The following is a 15,538-nucleotide window of genomic DNA, read 5'->3' as shown; positions in this document are numbered from 1 at the left end:
GAGCGGCGGTGCGTGCCGCTCGTCGCCTCTGAGCGGCCCTCAAAGCCTGAGCCGCACGCAAAGAAGGCCCCCACCGAATGGGTGGGGGCCTTCTTTCTGAACTTATGCAGTACTAGCCGCTGTAGCCGGTGCGTCCTGCTGCGGGGCAGTCGAACGGATCGCCGTCGGCACTCAAACCAACTTCATTGAGATGGCGGATAACGATGCCGTAGGACGTGAAGAGACCGACCTCGGTGTACTTGATGTCCTTGGTCTTGCAATATTCCTTCACCATTTCCTGGGCGCGTCGCAGGTGCGGGCGCGGCATGGTGGGGAACAGGTGGTGCTCGATCTGGTAGTTGAGGCCGCCCATGAAGTGGTTCATGAAGTGCCCACTACGGATGTTGCGGCTCGTCAAAACCTGACGACGCAGGAAGTCGACTTTGGAGCCCTTGGGCAGAATCGGCATTCCCTTGTGGTTGGGCGCGAACGAAGCGCCCATGTACAGACCGAAGATTCCCATCTGCACTCCGAGGAAGGCGAAGGCCATTCCGAGAGGGAGGAAACTGAACACGATCGCGAGATACCCGATGTTGCGTACCAGCAACAGCGTGATCTCCAGCCAACGCTTGTCGACCTTCTTCTTAAAGTTGAAGACTTCCTGGAAGGCGTGGGAGTGAAGGTTGAACCCTTCAAGCAGTAGCGCGGGGAAGAACAGGTAGCCCTGGCGCTTAGCCATGAACTTGGTAATGCCCTTGAGCCCGACAGTCTTTTCCTTCTGGAAGATGATGAAGTCGGTTTCAATATCCGGGTCTTTATCGACTGTGTTGGGGTTCGCGTGGTGACGCGAGTGCTTGTTCATCCACCAGGCATAGCTGATACCGACGACAAGGTCGGACATCAATCGGCCGAGGGTGTCGTTGAGCTTGCTCGACTGGAAGACTTGGCGGTGAGCCAGCTCGTGGGTCAAGAACGCGTATTGGGTGAAAATGATGCCCATCGCCGCTGCGATGAGGAGGATGTACCACGTGCCGGCGAGCATCGCGAAGCCGACCCAAGCGCCAGCCATGGCGAGGGTAATGACGGCAAAAGTGGTGATGTAAAAGCGCTTACTGCGACGCAGCAGGCCGGCCTCGCGCACAGTGCGCAAGAGCGAGGCAAAATCGCTCATCTGGCTACCGACGCCGCGGGGACCAGTCTTAATTACACGTACGGGATCGGCTGAGAGAGAACTACTCACGTGACCTCAGATATTTTCGAATGACTTCCCAGTCATGTGACAAGCGAGCGGGTGCTCCAGATACACTCCACCTTATCGCGGACGCCTGTGAGCGGCGTGTTTATTCGATAACTAAAACATTGCGGCCGGATTTGTCAGTCTCCACCAAACACCCGGGTCGTCGACGTCGTCACTCAGTACCAGAGGCACGCTAAAAGTCTCACTACCGACCTGAAACTCGACTGTTCCCGCGCTCTCCCCCGCATCCGCGGCGCGCATCGACGTCGGAGCCACGGTGGCGGTGATCTCGTCTTCACCCCACACCACGGCGTCTAATGTCGATTCGGATACTGCCGCAGCTTCATCGCCCCACGGCGTGTCATATTCGGCGAATTCTTCACCATCGCTCGCGAGGGTGACCACCGTGTAGCCTGCGGTGGCATCAGCGATGAGCTCTCGAATCGCAGTGTTGATGGTTGGATGATCTGGCCCCCCAACAACAGCGCCCACCAGGGTGATTACCTTATCGCCCACGGTCACATCGGCCGAGAAAAGCAGACATGACCAGCCCACGTCGAGGGTTCCGGTTTTGATTCCGTCTACACCATCAATCCCGAGCAGTTTGTTGCTGTTGCTCACCGAACCGATCCCGGGAATCTCGGCGGATGACGTGGAGACGATCTGAGCGATCACTGGGTTGCTTATCGCTAAGCGGGCAAGTTCGGTGAGGTCTGCTGCCGTACTTCGGTTGGTCTCTTGAATTCCTGATGGTTCAGTGACGGTGGTGTTCGTGAGGCCGTGCTCTGTGAGCCACGCGTTCGCGGCGGTAACGAACGCGCCCTCTGATCCAAACGCCCAGTTCGCGAGCGATTGAGCATAGTTGTTCGCTGAGGGAAGCAATACGGCCGTCATTACGTCCCGCTGCGAGAGCTGCTGACCGGCATACGCCGGCGCGATCGAACCGCCCTGCGCGAGTTGGTCGTAGTAGAAATCGACGTCGGTCTCGTCGAACGTTATCGTCGGTCCTGCTTCATCGAGTTGGAGTGGTTTCGAGTCGAGAACGACCAGCGTCGTGATGATCTTCGTTATTGATGCGATCGGAACCGGGTCGGCGCTCCCTCCCTGGGCAAGTACGCCGGGGCGGTCGAGCGCGCCGATCGCCGAAGCACCATAGCTGGGGGTTGAGATCTCCGGTTCAGCCAGTACGGGTTCTTCCACAGGCAGGATGGTCGCCGAAACCTCCCCGAGCGGAGCCAGCAACGTCAGCGGGAGGTAGAACGTCATGGCCAGCACGACCGCTACCGCGGAAAATACGACGATACGGCGGCGGCGATACATTTGGCGTTGGGTCAGCGGCACCGGATAACGCTAGCAGGTGACGTCGGGCGAAAAGCTAGCGGGCTCGAAGCATGTACATGCCTACCGCGCTAGCCGCAGCGACGTTCAAGGAATCGACGCCATGCATCATGGGGATCTTGACGATGGTGTCCGCCGTATTGATGGTGCTGAGCGAGAGACCATCGCCTTCGGTGCCGAGAATCAGCGCAACCTTCTCCGGTGGATCTGCAGCAAAGGCGTCGAGATCGACGGAGTCGTCGTTGAGGGCGAGCGCAGCGAGATGGAAGCCTGCAGCCTTGAGCTCAGCGGCATCTTCGGGCCAGTTCGGGATTCGGGTCCACGGCACCTGCAGCACCGTGCCCATGCTCACGCGTACGCTGCGGCGGTACAAGGGATCGGCGCAGCGTGGTGTGATGAGCACGGCATCTGCTCCCAGCGCGGCTGCGGAGCGGAAGATTGCGCCGACGTTGGTGTGATCGACGATGTCTTCGAGAATGACGATGCGGCGTGCATCCTTCACCAGTTCTGCAACCGTAGAGAGAACGGGGCGGTGCATCGATGCGAGAGCGCCGCGGTGCAGATTGAAGCCTGTCAGTTGCTCAAGCACGTCAGAATCCCCCACGTACACCGGTGTATCGGAGTCGCCGAGCAGCTCTGCCACATCGTCAAGCCACTGTTCAAGAACGAGGATGGCGCGCGGCTGATGCCCGGCCCGCAGTGCACGGGCGATGACCTTTGACGACTCTGCGATGTAGAGACCGCCGGCGGGTTCGGTGCGACGACGCAGGGCGACATCCGTGAGGTTGGCAAAGTCGCTGAGGCGAGGATCGGAGAGATCGGTGACTCGGATGACGTTCACGGTGTGTTCCCAACTGTGCGGTTTCGCCATCAGGTGAATCTCTCATGGCGCTTATCGTGCTCGAAGTGCTTACGCTTGAAGTGTGAACACACTTACGCTCAGCAGCGATATTGATCGCGCTGCCGAGCTTCTTCAGGGCAAGCTCATTAGCGTACTCACCGGCGCTGGTATCAGCACCGATTCGGGCATACCCGATTATCGCGGTGAAGGTGCCGCTGTGCGCAATCCGATGACGTTTCAGCAGTTTCAGAGTTCGGCAGAATTCCGCCAACGGTATTGGGCGGGCAGTCATCTCGGCTGGAAGCGATTTGCGGCCTCTACTCCTAACAATGGTCATGAGGCGCTTGCCGCGTTCGAGCGACTGGGGATCAGCAATGGCGTTGTCACTCAAAATGTTGACGGTTTGCATTTGCGAGCGGGCTCGAAGCGTGTCGTCGATGTGCACGGCAGCATCGACCGCGCACGCTGCTTGCGGTGCGGTCAGTATTTTGCCCGCACTCCCCTCGCGGCCAGGATTTCTGAACTCAATCCGTGGCTCGAGGAATCCGACTCTCATACGCTGAACCCGGATGGCGACGCCGACGTACACAACGTCGAGGATTTCATCGTTCCCGACTGCACTGTCTGCGGTGGACTGTTGAAGCCGGATGTCGTCTTCTTCGGCGAGTTCGTGCCGACCCGAAAGTTTCAGCTCGGGGCAGCACTCGTGGATCAGTCCGAAGCAATGATCGTCGCAGGATCGTCATTGGTGGTGAACTCCGGCATCCGTCTAGTCGAACGAGCGATGCGTAAGAAGATTCCGCTGGTGATCATTAATCGCGGTTCCACGAAGGCGGATCGCCGGGCCGACGTTAAGATCGACGGTGGCGCTTCTGCGGTTCTCTGCGAGCTCGTGGAACGTCTCGCCGCCTAATAACCTCCGCGGCTCAGCTCACCCGCGCTGAGTCCGGTGTTGAGAATGGAGTTTCGTGTTCATCTATCTCGTGCGGCATGGAGAGACTGACTGGAACCTGCAACGACGCATTCAAGGCAGCACCGACATCCCGCTCAATGAGACGGGTCGTGCTCAGGCGCGCACGACCGGTGCGCTGCTGGCGCGGCGCCAGTGGAACGGAATCTTTGCCAGCCCACTTTCACGGGCGATGGAAACCGCGGAAATCATCGCAACAGCGGTGGGGCTTCCTGCTCCCACCCCCGTTGCTGCCGTCGTCGAACGCAATTATGGAGTCGCAGAAGGTCACACCGCCGAGGAGATCGACGCTGTCTACTCCGCGGATGTTGAGGTTCCGGGTCGCGAAACGCGAGAGTCTGTTGTTGAGCGGGTCCTCCCCGCGCTCGTGACGCTCGCTGAGGAGCATCACGGCGAGTCGATCATCGTGGTTGCCCACGGAGGCGTCATCGCCGCCGTTCTCGCGGCCGTCGCATCCGACCATCCGCACGGTCGTATCGCAAACGGGTCGGTGCACAGCTTCCGTCACGACGACGGCTCGCTGACGCTTATCGACTTCGACGATCCCATCGAAGAAGAATCGGAGCGCCAGGGCGGCGATGACTTCACTGCTCAGAACGCTCTTGCTCGCCGCGAGAGCGCTGCTCCCTAACAGCAGTTTTCGTTAGCTCTTCTTCTTCTTCTTCTTCTTCTTCTTCTTCTTCTTCTTCTTCTTTGCCTTGCGAGCAGCGACCGCATCTTCGAGTGCTTTGTGCAACGTAGCGGCACCCTTCTTCCACGTGAATTCCGCTGACCGCGCTCGCGCGGCTGTAGAGCGCGCCTGCCACGTCGCGGGGTCCTCGAGCTTCTTCACTTCGCGCACTAATTCTGAAGCGTCGTCAGGGCTGAAGAAACCGGCGGCCGGACCAGAGATCTCGCGGAATATTTCTGTGTCGCTCAGCAGTACAGGGGTTCCGAGAACCATTGCCTCAACTTGCGGCAAACCGAAACCTTCATCGCGAGAAGCAGAGACGAGAGCGGTCGCGCGAGACAGGGTCTCGGCGTAAACCTCATCGCTGGCGCCGTTGTGGAAGATCAGGCTTGCGGGCGGAGCGAGCGACACCAGTTGCGCTTTGGTGGTCTCGTCTACGCGACTCATGAGGTGCAGTGTGTAGCCGGGCAGGTCGTGAAGCGCGCGAGCAATGAGCCCGACATTCTTGTACGGCATGTAGGAGCCCATATACACAAGCTCGCGGGTCGTGGGCGCAGCCCGGGGCACGTACTGTTCCGGGCTATCTGTGCCCAAAGTGACAACAGCGATCGGGTTGCGCGTGAGGTTGTGCTCGAGCATTTGGTCGCGGGTGGTGTGGGAATCCGTAACGTGCCCATCCGCTGTATTCAGCAACGCGCGTTGGAAAGCCCAAGTGAGGTGATAAAGGCGCCACATTACGCGCACCGCAGCGGGCAAGTTGTGGGGCGGAGTGGGGTGCTTGTAGTAGATGAGGTCGTGCACTGTGGTGACGAGCGCGTATTTGCGCCCAAAGGGCCCCATTGTTTGCATAGGAGTAAACACGACATCCGGCGTCAGCTTGTTGACCTGCAGCGCGACGAATGGTTCGAGAATGCCGGTCGGCGACGACGCCATTTCCCACGGCAGGTCGGGTAAAAGCTCCAACTGGCGTGTGTCAGAGATGAGCATCGTGACGGCGTGCAATTTACTGATCTCTTCGACGAGACGTGAGCCATACCGGCTGATCCCGTCGTGGCGCCCGATGCGCGTGTAACGGCAGTCGAAAACGATCTTCATGAGCGAGGCTCCGCAACTGTTCCTGCACCGAGGAACCTGACGATTAGTTCGGCAGCTTCACGCGGCCGTTCATAGTGGATGAGGTGACCGACGTCGTCGAAAATGGCGAGTTGGGAGTCGGCGAAGAGTGTGTGCACTCGCTCCTGAGCAGGAACCGGGCTGATGGGATCGTTGCGGGCGCCGATAAGGAGGGTAGGAACGGTGATTTGCTCGGCGTACATGCTGACATCCGACCCGATTGACGCTTCGAACGCTTCGAGCAGACTGTCCCGGTCGGCATAACTGCTGAAGTGGGCGTGATGCTGTTGGTGTACCCAGCGACGCAATTCGGGATCTTTGGTCTTCACCATGGCGAGACTCATGACGCGCACTACGAGCCAGTTGCTGAGCATGGACGAGCCGATTGCCAGGGGCAGAGCCCGTGCAGCTTGATAGAACCAGAGGGTGATCCTGCTCAGCACGCCATTGGGGCCAGCCAGCGCGGGGGCCGCAATGGGATTCACGAGTATGAGCTTGGGAGTGTTCAGTCCACGGGCAAGCGCCGCGGATACAACGATCGATCCGAAGGAGTGCCCAAGAATGTAGGCGCGGCCGCTGAGCCCGAGTTGTTCCACGAAAGCCTCGAGCCAGCGGGCGTAGCCGTCGATATCGTGAACGTACCCCTCCAACGGCTCGGAGCTGCCGAAAGCCGGCAGGTCCGGGCTGATGATGCGGATGCCGCGGATGTGGGCGCAGACGGCTTCGAGGCCGTGATGATCGCCGCGGAATCCGTGGACGAGAACCAGTACCGTGTCGGCATCGGCGGGCCCGTATTCCCAGTAGTGGGTGGACGCTCCGAGCACTGCCACCTCGGAGCGTCTCGCCGGATTGGCGTCGAGCAGTGCTCCGTAGGGCGATGCGGGCTTCATTCAGACAATCTTATGCAGTCGCGAGGCAGTTGGTCGCATTGAGTGCGACCGGACCGCCACTGATCACCGTACGGGCTAGCGCTTACGTCAGGAGTACCGCGAGCCGAGTTCCCGGTGTCAGTGTCTCGCCCTACGCTGAGTGCATGAGCAACTCCGGCACCCTAGCCACCTTTGACCTTGAGACCACCGGCGTCGATGTCGAGAGCAGCCGTATCGTCTCTGCCTGTATAGCAATTGTCGACGCCTCTGGCTCGGTCATTTCCCGTTGGGACTGGCTCGCCGATCCTGGCATCGAAATTCCTGAGGGAGCAGCGGCTATCCACGGAATTTCGACCGAACGGGCTCAAGCTGAAGGTCGGGATGCTGCCCTAGTCGTTGCTGAGATTGTTCAGACCCTCAAAGTGACCTGCGCTCTGGGTATCCCCCTGGTGGTCTACAACGCGCCGTACGATCTTTCATTGCTCGATCGCGAGTGCCGCCGTCACTCACTCGACAGCCTTGCCGAGCCGTACATCGTGATCGATCCACTGGTCATCGACAAGGCGGTCGACCGTTATCGGCGAGGTAAGCGAACTCTCGAAGTTACTTCTGCGCTCTACGGCGTCTCGCTCGACGACGCACACGACGCCGGATCAGATGCGATCGCCGCAGCCAGGGTAGCTCTGGCGTTACTAGCCAAGTACGGCGAGCAACTGAGCATCCCGTTTGGTGAGCTGCATTCGCAACAGCAGCGTTGGTACGCCGATCAAGCCGCGAGTTTTCAGGATTACATGCGCTCGTCTAAGGGCGACCACAGCTTCGTCGCTAATCCAGACTGGCCGGTTCGCTCACTCCCCCAGTAGCCTTAGCTGCTTCGACGATCGAAGTGCGCAGCAGCCTGGGGCGCTGCGCATTCGTCGTTGGGCGCGACCCGCGACTCGGCCTGGAGTAGCGTCTTAACGACTGAAGGCGACCGGATAACCGATCGCCTTCAGACAAAACTGACTACTACTAGTTGCCGAAGCCCTTGTAGCGGTTCTTGAACTTCTCCACGCGTCCGGCGGAGTCCATGATGCGCTGCTTGCCCGTGTAGAACGGGTGAGATTCCGACGAGATTTCAACGTCGATCACGGGGTAGGTGTTGCCATCTTCCCACTCGATCGTCTTGTCGCTCGAGACGGTCGAACGGGTAAGGAACGTGGAACCAGACGCGAGGTCGCGGAAAACGATGGGCGCGTACGTGGGGTGGATCTCGGACTTCATTGGATTTCCCTGGATTCTGGATGAAAAAAGACGTAGGCGGTCACGCGGACCGACACACAAGCCTATCAGAGGATTAGGCGGCTCGTGCGGTGTAGCGGCCGGCGTCTTTCGTGATGATGAGTTCGAGGCCGAAAGCGGCACTCAAGTTCTCTGAGGTAACAACGTCGTCAATCTTACCGGCGCTGTGCACAGATCCTTCGGTCAAAATCAGCGCGTGGGTAAATCCGCGAGGAATCTCCTCCACGTGATGGGTGACCATAACGATTGCCGGGGCGGTGTCGGCTTGCGCGTATCCGCTGAGCAACTGAACGAGCTCTTCTCGGGCGCCGAGGTCGAGACTCGCTGCCGGCTCATCGAGAAGAAGAATTTCTGGGTCGGTCATGACCGAGCGTGCGATCTGCACGCGTTTCTGTTCACCGTCGCTGAGATCGCCAAAACGACGCTCCTCGAGGTGAGACAGGCTCCACTCCGCGAGCACGCGACGAGCGCGACGAATGTCAACGTTCTCGTACTCTTCGTTCCAACGGCCAGTGACGGAATAGGCAGCGGTCAGCACTACGTCGATAACTCGCTCGTTGCCTGGCACGCGTCGGGCGAGAGCCGTCGAAGAGAACCCGATCCGCGGACGCACGTCGAAAACGTCTGAACTGCCAAGCGTGCTGTCGAGCACGGTGACTTCGCCAGAGCTCGGATGAACCTGAGCGGCCGCGAGCTGAAGCAGCGTGGTCTTGCCTGCTCCATTGGGGCCGAGAATCACCCACCGGTCAGAAGCATCCGCGCTCCAAGAAACGGAGTCGAGAATCGTGTTGCCACTTCGAGTGACGGTGACGTCGGTGAATGAAAGAACGCTAGCCATGATGCGTTCATTCTATGGCTTCGCAGCCGGCTGTGGGCGAGGCGCGGAGGGCGATCCCGATAGTCTGACGGATGAAGTCGTCCGGACAGCGCGTCCACGGCTGAAATACGACGGAGAAGGGACCCCGCGTTGGCACAGTTTCTCGTAGTTTTCGATGTTGACTCGACGCTGATCGAGAACGAAGTCATCGAACTTCTTGCGGCCCGTGCAGGTTCAGAGCCGCAAGTGACAGAAATCACTGCGCGAGCGATGAACGGCGAGCTCGATTTCGAGCAGAGTCTTCGAGCGCGAGTTGCGACTCTGGCGGGGCTGTCGGTGAGTGCTATCGCTGAAAGCGCTCGAGAAATTCGCGTAACTCACGGTGCTGACGACCTCATCCGCGGGGTGAAGGATGCCGGCGGGCGTGTTGCCGCTGTCTCCGGTGGCTTTCACGAGCTTCTCGATCCGCTCGCCGTGACACTGGGGCTCGACTATGCGCGAGCAAATCGACTTGAGGTCGCCAATGGTGCCTTGACCGGTGCGGTACTCGGGCCTGTCATCGATGCCCAGGCAAAAGCCGAGGCCTTGCGCGAGTGGGCAGCCGACTCCGGCATTCCCCTCTCGCGCACCATCGCCATTGGCGACGGTGCGAACGATCTCCGGATGATGGAGGCAGCAGCATTGTCCATTGGCATTACCGCAAAGCCCATCGTTCGCGCTAATGCCGATGTCCACATCGACGCTCGAGATTTGAGCGCCGTCTTGCCGCTGTTGGGCTTGCGCGGCTAGTTAGTGGCCCATTCCTAGACCACCGTCGACGGGGATGACCGCCCCGGAGATATATCCAGCGTCGTCGCTAGCCAACCACGTGATTGCCTTTGCTACTTCAGAGGGCTTAGCAAAACGGTTGGCGGGGATCTGCTTCAGGTAGGCAGCCTGCTGCTCGGTGGCGAGAGCCGCGGTCATATCGGTCTCGATGAAACCGGGAGCAACCACGTTCGCTGTGATTCCGCGGCTGCCCAGCTCTCGGGTGAGCGATCGAGCGAGTCCGATGAGACCGCTCTTCGACGCGGAGTAGTTGACCTGGCCGGCCGAGCCGAGAAGTCCCACAACGCTCGACACGAGGATGACGCGACCGAAGCGAGCCTTCATCATGCCTTTCGAGGCACGCTTCACGACGCGAAAGGCTCCGGAGAGGTTGGTGTCTAGTACGTCGGTGAAATCGTCGTCACTCATGCGCATCAGCAGCATGTCGCGAGTGATTCCTGCGTTGGCGACGACGATCTCCACGGGGCCAAGCTTCGCTTCGACTTCGCTGAAAGCGCTATCAATGCTCGCGGCATCTGTGACATCCGCCGTCACGGTGAGGGTCCCCTCGGGGCCGGTGCCCGAGCGTGCCGTCACGGCTACGCGGTACCCCTGAGCCACAAATTCTTCGGCGATGGCCCGACCGATGCCGCGGTTGCCGCCAGTGACAAGGACGATTCGTGATTCAGTTGCTGTGCTGCTCATGGTTCCCAGCATATAGTCGCCAACGGCGGCGTAGGCTTAGGGAACAATCTCGGCAACCTAAGAAAGCCAATGAACACTCCTGAGTCGATCACGTCGCTCCCTGAGCGGCCGGATGATGAGCGTCGTCGCCGCGTCATCAACTACTCCATCGCCATGGCGATTCGCGTTGTGTGCGTATTGCTGTGCGTCTTTGTTCGTGGTTGGTGGCTAGTGCTTCCCGTTCTCGGTGCGGTGGTGTTGCCCTATGTCGCTGTGGTGCTGGCGAATGTCGAGACGCGGCGCTCAGGCGCAGTGAGCGTCCCCGGGCAGTTCGCGCTCGATTCGCGTGATTCTTTTCTTGGCAACGGATCGGATGAGGCTGCTCGGTGATCGGAGAGAGTGGCCCGAGCATTCAGCAGTGTTCGCGCGCTGGGTGTGTTGTGCCAGCACAGTTCAACGTCAACTGGCGCAATCCGCGTATTCACGGTCCCGAGCGCGTGAAAATCTGGCTTGCCTGCGGCGAGCATAAGGAATTCCTTCGTGACTATCTGGCCACCCGTGGGTTCCCTGTCTTCGTCAGTGATCTCGACTCCCCCATGAGCGTTCTTCCCGATGGTGGTGCCGCGTGAAAAAATGGCGCTTCGTACTGTCTAGTCGCTGGTTCGGCTACCTCACACTGGTCATCGTGTTCGCTATCGGTTGCGTCTTTCTCTCGCACTGGCAGTTCGATCGCCGGGAGGAGGCAGCCACAGAAGTTGCGCGCGTGAGCGAGAACTGGGAATCCGCTCCCCGCACCCTCGACGCGGTTATGCCCGAACTCAACGAGTTCGATGATGACAACAAGTGGATGCCGGTGGCAGTGAGCGGCGAGTACCTCGTAGATGAGCAACTCCTCGTTCGAGGTCGTCCTTATGGCGGCCAGCCCGGGTTCGAAGTCCTCGTTCCTCTGCAGCTCGACAACGGTCAGGTCATCGTGGTCGACCGCGGCTGGGTGCCGTCGGGTAATAGCCAAGATGCACCGGATTCCGTGCCCGCGGCTCCGACAGGCCGTGTGGACGTTGTGCTGAGGCTCAAACCGAGCGAACCGACCGTGTTCGGGCGTTCCGCTCCGGAGGGTCAAATTGCTACCATCCACTTGCCTGCGATCGCAGAGTTGCTCGATGATCCGACCTTCACGGGTGCTTACGGGCTGCTCGCAACGGAAGATCCCGACGCTGGGGTCCGACCGCTCGCCTACCCCAAGCCGCTGCTAGATGAGGGAGCGCACCTCTCGTATGCATTCCAGTGGGTGGCGTTTGGAGTGCTCGCGTTCATCGGGCTGGGCTGGGCCGTGCGCCAGGAGTATCGCCTGATCAACGAAGACGATCCCGCTGAGCAGGAGCGTGCACAGAAGCGTCGCCTTAAAGTGGAGAAACGTGGCCCCACTGACGCCGACATCGAAGACGCTTTGCTCGACTCCTGAGCTAACTAACGCTTAAGCCAGGCTGATGAGGTCTGCGTAGTCCTTGTTCCAATGGTCTTCAATACCATCGGGCAGAATCAACACTCGTTCAGGATTGAGAGCCTCAACGGCACCCTCATCGTGGCTCACCAGCACGACGGCGCCCGTGTAGTTGGAGAGAGCACCAAGAATCTCTTCACGGCTCGCGGGGTCGAGGTTGTTAGTCGGCTCGTCGAGCAGCAGCACGTTTGCGCCGCTGACCACGATCATCGCGAGAGCCAAACGCGTTTTCTCTCCACCCGATAGCACTCCGGCTGGCTTGGTCGCGTCATCCCCGGTGAACAGGAACGAACCGAGAACTCGGCGCGCTTCCATCTCAGTGATGTTGGGCGACGATGAAACCATGTTCTCGAGCACGGAGCGCTTGACGTCGATCGTCTCGTGCTCCTGGGCGTAGTATCCGATGCGCAGGCCGTGACCGGGTTCGATATGCCCGGTGTCCGGCTTGTCCACACCGGCGAGCATACGAAGCAGAGTCGTCTTTCCGGCACCGTTGAAACCGAGAATGACGACCTTTGAACCACGATCGATCGCAAGGTCTACCGAAGCGAAAATTTCAAGAGAGCCGTAGCTCTTGCTCAGGTTGTAGCCCATGAGCGGGGTGCGGCCGCATGGTGCGGGATCCGGGAAGCGGAGCGCGGCCACGCGATCGGAGGCGCGAACATCTTCAAGCCCGGCCAGAAGTTTCTCAGCACGAGCCACCATCTGGTGAGCTGAGGCTGCCTTGGATGCTTTTGCACCGAAGCGAGCGGCCTGAGCCTGAAGCGTGGACGCCTTCTTTTCGGCGTTCGCACGCTCTTTCTTTCGACGCTCTTCGTCGGACTGTCGCTGGCGAAGGTAGTGCTTCCAGCCCATGTTGTACTGGTCGATCAATTGACGGTTAGCGTCGAGATAGAACACCTTGTTGACGGTGTCTTCCACGAGCTCAACATCGTGACTAATCACGATCAGACCGCCGCTGAAGTTTTTGAGGAACTCGCGAAGCCAGACGACGGAGTCGGCATCGAGGTGGTTAGTCGGTTCGTCGAGCAGCATCGTGTCGGCTCCCGAGAACAGGATGCGCGCCAGTTCGATACGGCGTCGTTGTCCACCGGAAAGCGTGGAGAGTGGTTGTTCGAGGATGCGGTCAGGCAGGCTGAGGTTGCTGGCAATAGAAGCAGCTTCGGCTTCAGCCGCGTAGCCGCCGAGCGCTAAGAATTGGTCATCGAGCTTGCTATAGCGATCCATCGCCGCTGCGCTCACGGCCGGGTCGCTGCTGCCCATCTCATCCTGCGCCTGGCGCATCTTGAGAACGATGCTTCCGAGCCCACGAGCATCCAAGATGCGGGTTCTGGCCAGATCTTCGGGATTGCCCGAGCGCGGGTCCTGCGGCAAGTAGCCGATCTCGCCAGTGCGCTCGATTTTTCCGTCGGTGGCTTCGAGCTCCCCAGCGAGAGTTTTAGTCAGCGTCGTTTTGCCGGCACCGTTCCGCCCCACGAGCCCAATTTTGTCCCCGCGGTCGACACGAAAGTTAACGCCCTGCATGAGCATGCGTGCGCCTACGCGCAACTCGAGGTCATGCACAGCAAGCACGGCAAAACATCCAAATCTTGGGGTTGGGGAAAGTGGGCGACAGCACCAACCAACTAGTCTACTTCCTAGTGCTGGTAGATCGGTGCAGGAACGACGAGTCTAGGGGGCCGATGTGGCTATGAGCGTGAGTGCGAGGTTGTTCAAACCCACAATGATCGACCTGATTTTCGGTCCGGGCCTCGCGACGAGTGTCGTTTTTATCACCGCGGCAGCCGCTGCCACAGCAATTGCGGCGCAATTTGTGGTCCCGCTCGATCCGGTACCGATCACCGCCCAGACGCTCGCGGTGATGATCGTCGGTCTGAGCTTGGGAGCGACTCGTGCCGCACTGGCAATGCTTCTTTACGCACTACTGGGTCTCAGCGGTATGCCCGTTTTCAGCAATGCGCAGGGAGGCAGCGAGGTGCTGCTGGGCACCGGAGGCGGCTACATCGTCGGCTATATCTGCGCGGCCTGGGTGATGGGCATGCTGGCAGAGCGCGGATGGTACAAAACATTCCCCCAAGCGGCTGCCGCTGCGGCAATGGGGACCATTCTCATCTATGCGTTGGGCATGATCGGTATTGCCCGAGTTTTCTCGACCACTGGCCGCGACTTCACCGTCGGCGCCCTCTTCGACATCGGCGTCGCACCATTCATCGCTGGAGCAATCATTAAACTCACGATCGCCGCAGCGCTGCTCTCACTTACGTGGAAGGCAGTGCTGCGGCGACGGCCACGAGCGGCAGAATTTGTCTAGATCGAGAAGCCGAGGGCGCGCATCATGTCGCGGCCGTCGTCAGTGATCTTTTCGGGGCCCCACGGCGGCATCCACACCCAGTTGATGCGGAAAGCCTCTACGACGTTGTCGAGAGATTGAGCGATTTGCTCCTCGATCACGTCGGTCAGCGGGCAGCCAGCTGAGGTAAGCGTCATGCTGATGATCAGGGCGTTGTTCTCGGGATCCCAGCTGAGATCGTAAATGAGTCCCAAATCGACGATGTTGACACCCAGCTCGGGGTCAACCACATCTTTGAGGGCCTCTTCGACTTCATCGAAGAGCGCGGGCGCCAGAACGGTAGACATACGCTTAGGCTACGCTCGTGTCGGTCAAAAATCGATCGTAACCCTCGTTCTCGAGACGATCTGCGAGTTCAGGGCCGCCCTCTTCTGCAACACGACCATCAACAAACACGTGCACGAAGTCCGGCTTGATGTAGCGAAGGATGCGCGTGTAGTGAGTGATCAGAAGAAGCCCGAGTCCGGTCGACTCTTGAGCTCGATTGACACCCTCTGAAACGATCTTGAGCGCGTCAACATCCAGACCTGAATCGGTCTCGTCGAGAATTGCAAAACCGGGCTTGAGCAGCTCAAGCTGAAGGATCTCGTTGCGCTTTTTTTCTCCTCCAGAGAATCCCTCGTTGACGTTGCGGTCTGAGAAAGCCTTGTCCATCCGGAGGGCCTTCATCGCGCCGTTGACTTCTTTGATCCAGGGACGAAGCGCTGGCGCTTCGCCGGAAAGTGCAGTTTTAGCGGTGCGCAAGAAGTCAGCGACCTTGACTCCGGGGATCTCCACTGGATATTGCATGGCCAGAAAGAGGCCAGCACGGGCGCGCTCATCGATGCTCATGTCGAGAACCTCAGCACCATCAAGCGTGATCGAACCGCTCTCAACGTGGTACTTGGGGTGGCCGGCGATTGTATAGGCGAGAGTGGATTTGCCTGAGCCGTTGGGGCCCATGATCGCGTGAGTTTCGCCCTGCTTGATCTCAAGGTCAACACCCTTGAGGATCTGCTTTGTGCCCTGTTCGGTTTCGACACTGACGTGCAAGTCTTTTACTGACAGTACTGACATTATTTCTTTCCTTCGTGGTCTCGTA

Annotated in this window: 19 protein-coding genes; 8 read left to right on the top strand and 11 right to left on the bottom strand. The window is 59.5% G+C overall.

Features of this window, described 5'->3' with window-relative positions:
• Positions 1 to 112 precede the first annotated feature (112 nt).
• The 3 genes from I6E58_RS08480 to I6E58_RS08470 all read right to left on the bottom strand — a co-directional run bounded on the left by I6E58_RS08480 (position 113) and on the right by I6E58_RS08470 (position 3,425).
• Entirely contained in the window at positions 113 to 1,219 is a 1,107-nt protein-coding gene (locus I6E58_RS08480; protein ID WP_197132241.1) for an acyl-CoA desaturase, read from the bottom strand.
• A 111-nt stretch (positions 1,220 to 1,330) separates the two neighbouring features.
• The gene (locus I6E58_RS08475; RefSeq protein WP_307842045.1) at positions 1,331 to 2,557 is read right to left on the bottom strand and encodes a D-alanyl-D-alanine carboxypeptidase; all 1,227 of its coding nucleotides are present in this window, start codon (positions 2,555 to 2,557) and stop codon (positions 1,331 to 1,333) included.
• A 34-nt stretch (positions 2,558 to 2,591) separates the two neighbouring features.
• Entirely contained in the window at positions 2,592 to 3,425 is an 834-nt protein-coding gene (locus tag I6E58_RS08470) for an RNA methyltransferase (RefSeq protein ID WP_231595180.1), read from the bottom strand.
• 52 nt (positions 3,426 to 3,477) lie between these two features.
• On the opposite strand from I6E58_RS08470, the gene I6E58_RS08465 reads away from it, so the two are divergent.
• Together I6E58_RS08465 and I6E58_RS08460 are read left to right on the top strand one after the other, a co-directional pair.
• Complete coding sequence (locus I6E58_RS08465) at positions 3,478 to 4,308, top strand: Sir2 family NAD-dependent protein deacetylase (RefSeq protein WP_197132238.1); 831 nt, start codon at positions 3,478 to 3,480, stop codon at positions 4,306 to 4,308.
• Positions 4,309 to 4,363: 55 nt separating this feature from the next.
• Positions 4,364 to 4,996 carry a histidine phosphatase family protein gene (locus I6E58_RS08460; protein WP_197132235.1) on the top strand — a complete coding sequence of 211 codons (633 nt, stop codon included), beginning with the start codon at positions 4,364 to 4,366 and terminating at the stop codon, positions 4,994 to 4,996.
• Positions 4,997 to 5,008: 12 nt separating this feature from the next.
• On the opposite strand, the gene I6E58_RS08455 is transcribed toward I6E58_RS08460, so the two are convergent.
• The gene (locus I6E58_RS08455; RefSeq protein ID WP_197132232.1) at positions 5,009 to 6,130 is read right to left on the bottom strand and encodes a glycosyltransferase family 1 protein; all 1,122 of its coding nucleotides are present in this window, start codon (positions 6,128 to 6,130) and stop codon (positions 5,009 to 5,011) included.
• Complete coding sequence (locus tag I6E58_RS08450) at positions 6,127 to 7,038, bottom strand: alpha/beta fold hydrolase (protein ID WP_197132230.1); 912 nt, start codon at positions 7,036 to 7,038, stop codon at positions 6,127 to 6,129. The genes I6E58_RS08455 and I6E58_RS08450 overlap by 4 nt, the downstream gene beginning before the upstream one ends.
• Before the next feature lie 143 nt (positions 7,039 to 7,181).
• Between I6E58_RS08450 and I6E58_RS08445 the strand changes: the two genes are divergently transcribed.
• Entirely contained in the window at positions 7,182 to 7,880 is a 699-nt protein-coding gene (locus I6E58_RS08445; protein WP_129071408.1) for a 3'-5' exonuclease, read from the top strand.
• 148 nt (positions 7,881 to 8,028) lie between these two features.
• Here the strand turns inward: I6E58_RS08445 and I6E58_RS08440 are convergent, their stop codons facing one another.
• The gene (locus tag I6E58_RS08440) at positions 8,029 to 8,280 is read right to left on the bottom strand and encodes a type B 50S ribosomal protein L31 (protein ID WP_100388998.1); all 252 of its coding nucleotides are present in this window, start codon (positions 8,278 to 8,280) and stop codon (positions 8,029 to 8,031) included.
• A 73-nt stretch (positions 8,281 to 8,353) separates the two neighbouring features.
• Entirely contained in the window at positions 8,354 to 9,136 is a 783-nt protein-coding gene (locus I6E58_RS08435) for an ABC transporter ATP-binding protein (protein WP_129071409.1), read from the bottom strand.
• A 129-nt stretch (positions 9,137 to 9,265) separates the two neighbouring features.
• On the opposite strand from I6E58_RS08435, the gene serB reads away from it, so the two are divergent.
• Positions 9,266 to 9,904: a phosphoserine phosphatase SerB gene (gene serB, locus I6E58_RS08430; RefSeq protein ID WP_197132227.1), complete on the top strand. Its 639-nt coding sequence runs from the start codon at positions 9,266 to 9,268 to the stop codon at positions 9,902 to 9,904.
• Here serB and I6E58_RS08425 read toward each other — a convergent pair whose 3' ends face one another.
• Complete coding sequence (locus I6E58_RS08425; RefSeq protein ID WP_197132224.1) at positions 9,905 to 10,627, bottom strand: beta-ketoacyl-ACP reductase; 723 nt, start codon at positions 10,625 to 10,627, stop codon at positions 9,905 to 9,907. It abuts the gene before it with no gap.
• 69 nt (positions 10,628 to 10,696) lie between these two features.
• Between I6E58_RS08425 and I6E58_RS08420 the strand changes: the two genes are divergently transcribed.
• From I6E58_RS08420 to I6E58_RS08410, 3 genes are read left to right on the top strand one after another with little or no spacing between them, the layout of a single operon-like run.
• A complete protein-coding gene (locus I6E58_RS08420) occupies positions 10,697 to 10,996 on the top strand; it encodes a DUF3099 domain-containing protein (protein WP_197132221.1) in 300 nt (99 codons plus the stop codon).
• A gap of 50 nt (positions 10,997 to 11,046) precedes the next feature.
• On the top strand, positions 11,047 to 11,235 hold the full coding sequence (locus I6E58_RS08415) for a hypothetical protein (RefSeq protein WP_307842044.1): 189 nt from the start codon (positions 11,047 to 11,049) through the stop codon (positions 11,233 to 11,235).
• Complete coding sequence (locus I6E58_RS08410; RefSeq protein WP_197132218.1) at positions 11,232 to 12,068, top strand: SURF1 family protein; 837 nt, start codon at positions 11,232 to 11,234, stop codon at positions 12,066 to 12,068. Before I6E58_RS08415 ends, I6E58_RS08410 begins: the two co-directional genes overlap by 4 nt.
• A gap of 12 nt (positions 12,069 to 12,080) precedes the next feature.
• On the opposite strand, the gene I6E58_RS08405 is transcribed toward I6E58_RS08410, so the two are convergent.
• On the bottom strand, positions 12,081 to 13,679 hold the full coding sequence (locus I6E58_RS08405) for an ABC-F family ATP-binding cassette domain-containing protein (RefSeq protein ID WP_197132214.1): 1,599 nt from the start codon (positions 13,677 to 13,679) through the stop codon (positions 12,081 to 12,083).
• A 151-nt stretch (positions 13,680 to 13,830) separates the two neighbouring features.
• Between I6E58_RS08405 and I6E58_RS08400 the strand changes: the two genes are divergently transcribed.
• Positions 13,831 to 14,418 (top strand): biotin transporter BioY, encoded by a 588-nt coding sequence (locus tag I6E58_RS08400; RefSeq protein ID WP_231595179.1) that lies wholly within the window; start codon positions 13,831 to 13,833, stop codon positions 14,416 to 14,418.
• On the opposite strand, the gene I6E58_RS08395 is transcribed toward I6E58_RS08400, so the two are convergent.
• Positions 14,415 to 14,744, bottom strand: coding sequence for a metal-sulfur cluster assembly factor (locus tag I6E58_RS08395; RefSeq protein WP_100388990.1), 330 nt, complete (start codon positions 14,742 to 14,744; stop codon positions 14,415 to 14,417). The genes I6E58_RS08400 and I6E58_RS08395 overlap by 4 nt on opposite strands.
• 4 nt (positions 14,745 to 14,748) lie before the next feature.
• On the bottom strand, positions 14,749 to 15,513 hold the full coding sequence (gene sufC, locus I6E58_RS08390) for a Fe-S cluster assembly ATPase SufC (RefSeq protein ID WP_197132212.1): 765 nt from the start codon (positions 15,511 to 15,513) through the stop codon (positions 14,749 to 14,751).
• Between the last annotated feature and the right edge of the window lie 25 nt (positions 15,514 to 15,538).

This window comes from Salinibacterium sp. SWN1162, from assembly GCF_015864675.1.
In the GTDB taxonomy this organism is placed as follows: Bacteria; Actinomycetota; Actinomycetes; order Actinomycetales; family Microbacteriaceae; genus Rhodoglobus.
This window is presented reverse-complemented; position numbering and strand designations above follow the sequence as displayed.

Coding starts and splice junctions, on each gene's coding strand:
- I6E58_RS08470 (WP_231595180.1), bottom strand. CDS start 3,425: ATGGCGAAACCGCACAGTTGGGAACACACCGTGAACGTCATCCGAGTC.
- I6E58_RS08455 (WP_197132232.1), bottom strand. CDS start 6,130: ATGAAGATCGTTTTCGACTGCCGTTACACGCGCATCGGGCGCCACGAC.
- I6E58_RS08450 (WP_197132230.1), bottom strand. CDS start 7,038: ATGAAGCCCGCATCGCCCTACGGAGCACTGCTCGACGCCAATCCGGCG.
- I6E58_RS08445 (WP_129071408.1), top strand. CDS start 7,182: ATGAGCAACTCCGGCACCCTAGCCACCTTTGACCTTGAGACCACCGGC.
- I6E58_RS08440 (WP_100388998.1), bottom strand. CDS start 8,280: ATGAAGTCCGAGATCCACCCCACGTACGCGCCCATCGTTTTCCGCGAC.
- I6E58_RS08435 (WP_129071409.1), bottom strand. CDS start 9,136: ATGGCTAGCGTTCTTTCATTCACCGACGTCACCGTCACTCGAAGTGGC.
- I6E58_RS08425 (WP_197132224.1), bottom strand. CDS start 10,627: ATGAGCAGCACAGCAACTGAATCACGAATCGTCCTTGTCACTGGCGGC.
- I6E58_RS08420 (WP_197132221.1), top strand. CDS start 10,697: ATGAACACTCCTGAGTCGATCACGTCGCTCCCTGAGCGGCCGGATGAT.
- I6E58_RS08400 (WP_231595179.1), top strand. CDS start 13,831: ATGATCGACCTGATTTTCGGTCCGGGCCTCGCGACGAGTGTCGTTTTT.
- I6E58_RS08395 (WP_100388990.1), bottom strand. CDS start 14,744: ATGTCTACCGTTCTGGCGCCCGCGCTCTTCGATGAAGTCGAAGAGGCC.
- sufC (WP_197132212.1), bottom strand. CDS start 15,513: ATGTCAGTACTGTCAGTAAAAGACTTGCACGTCAGTGTCGAAACCGAA.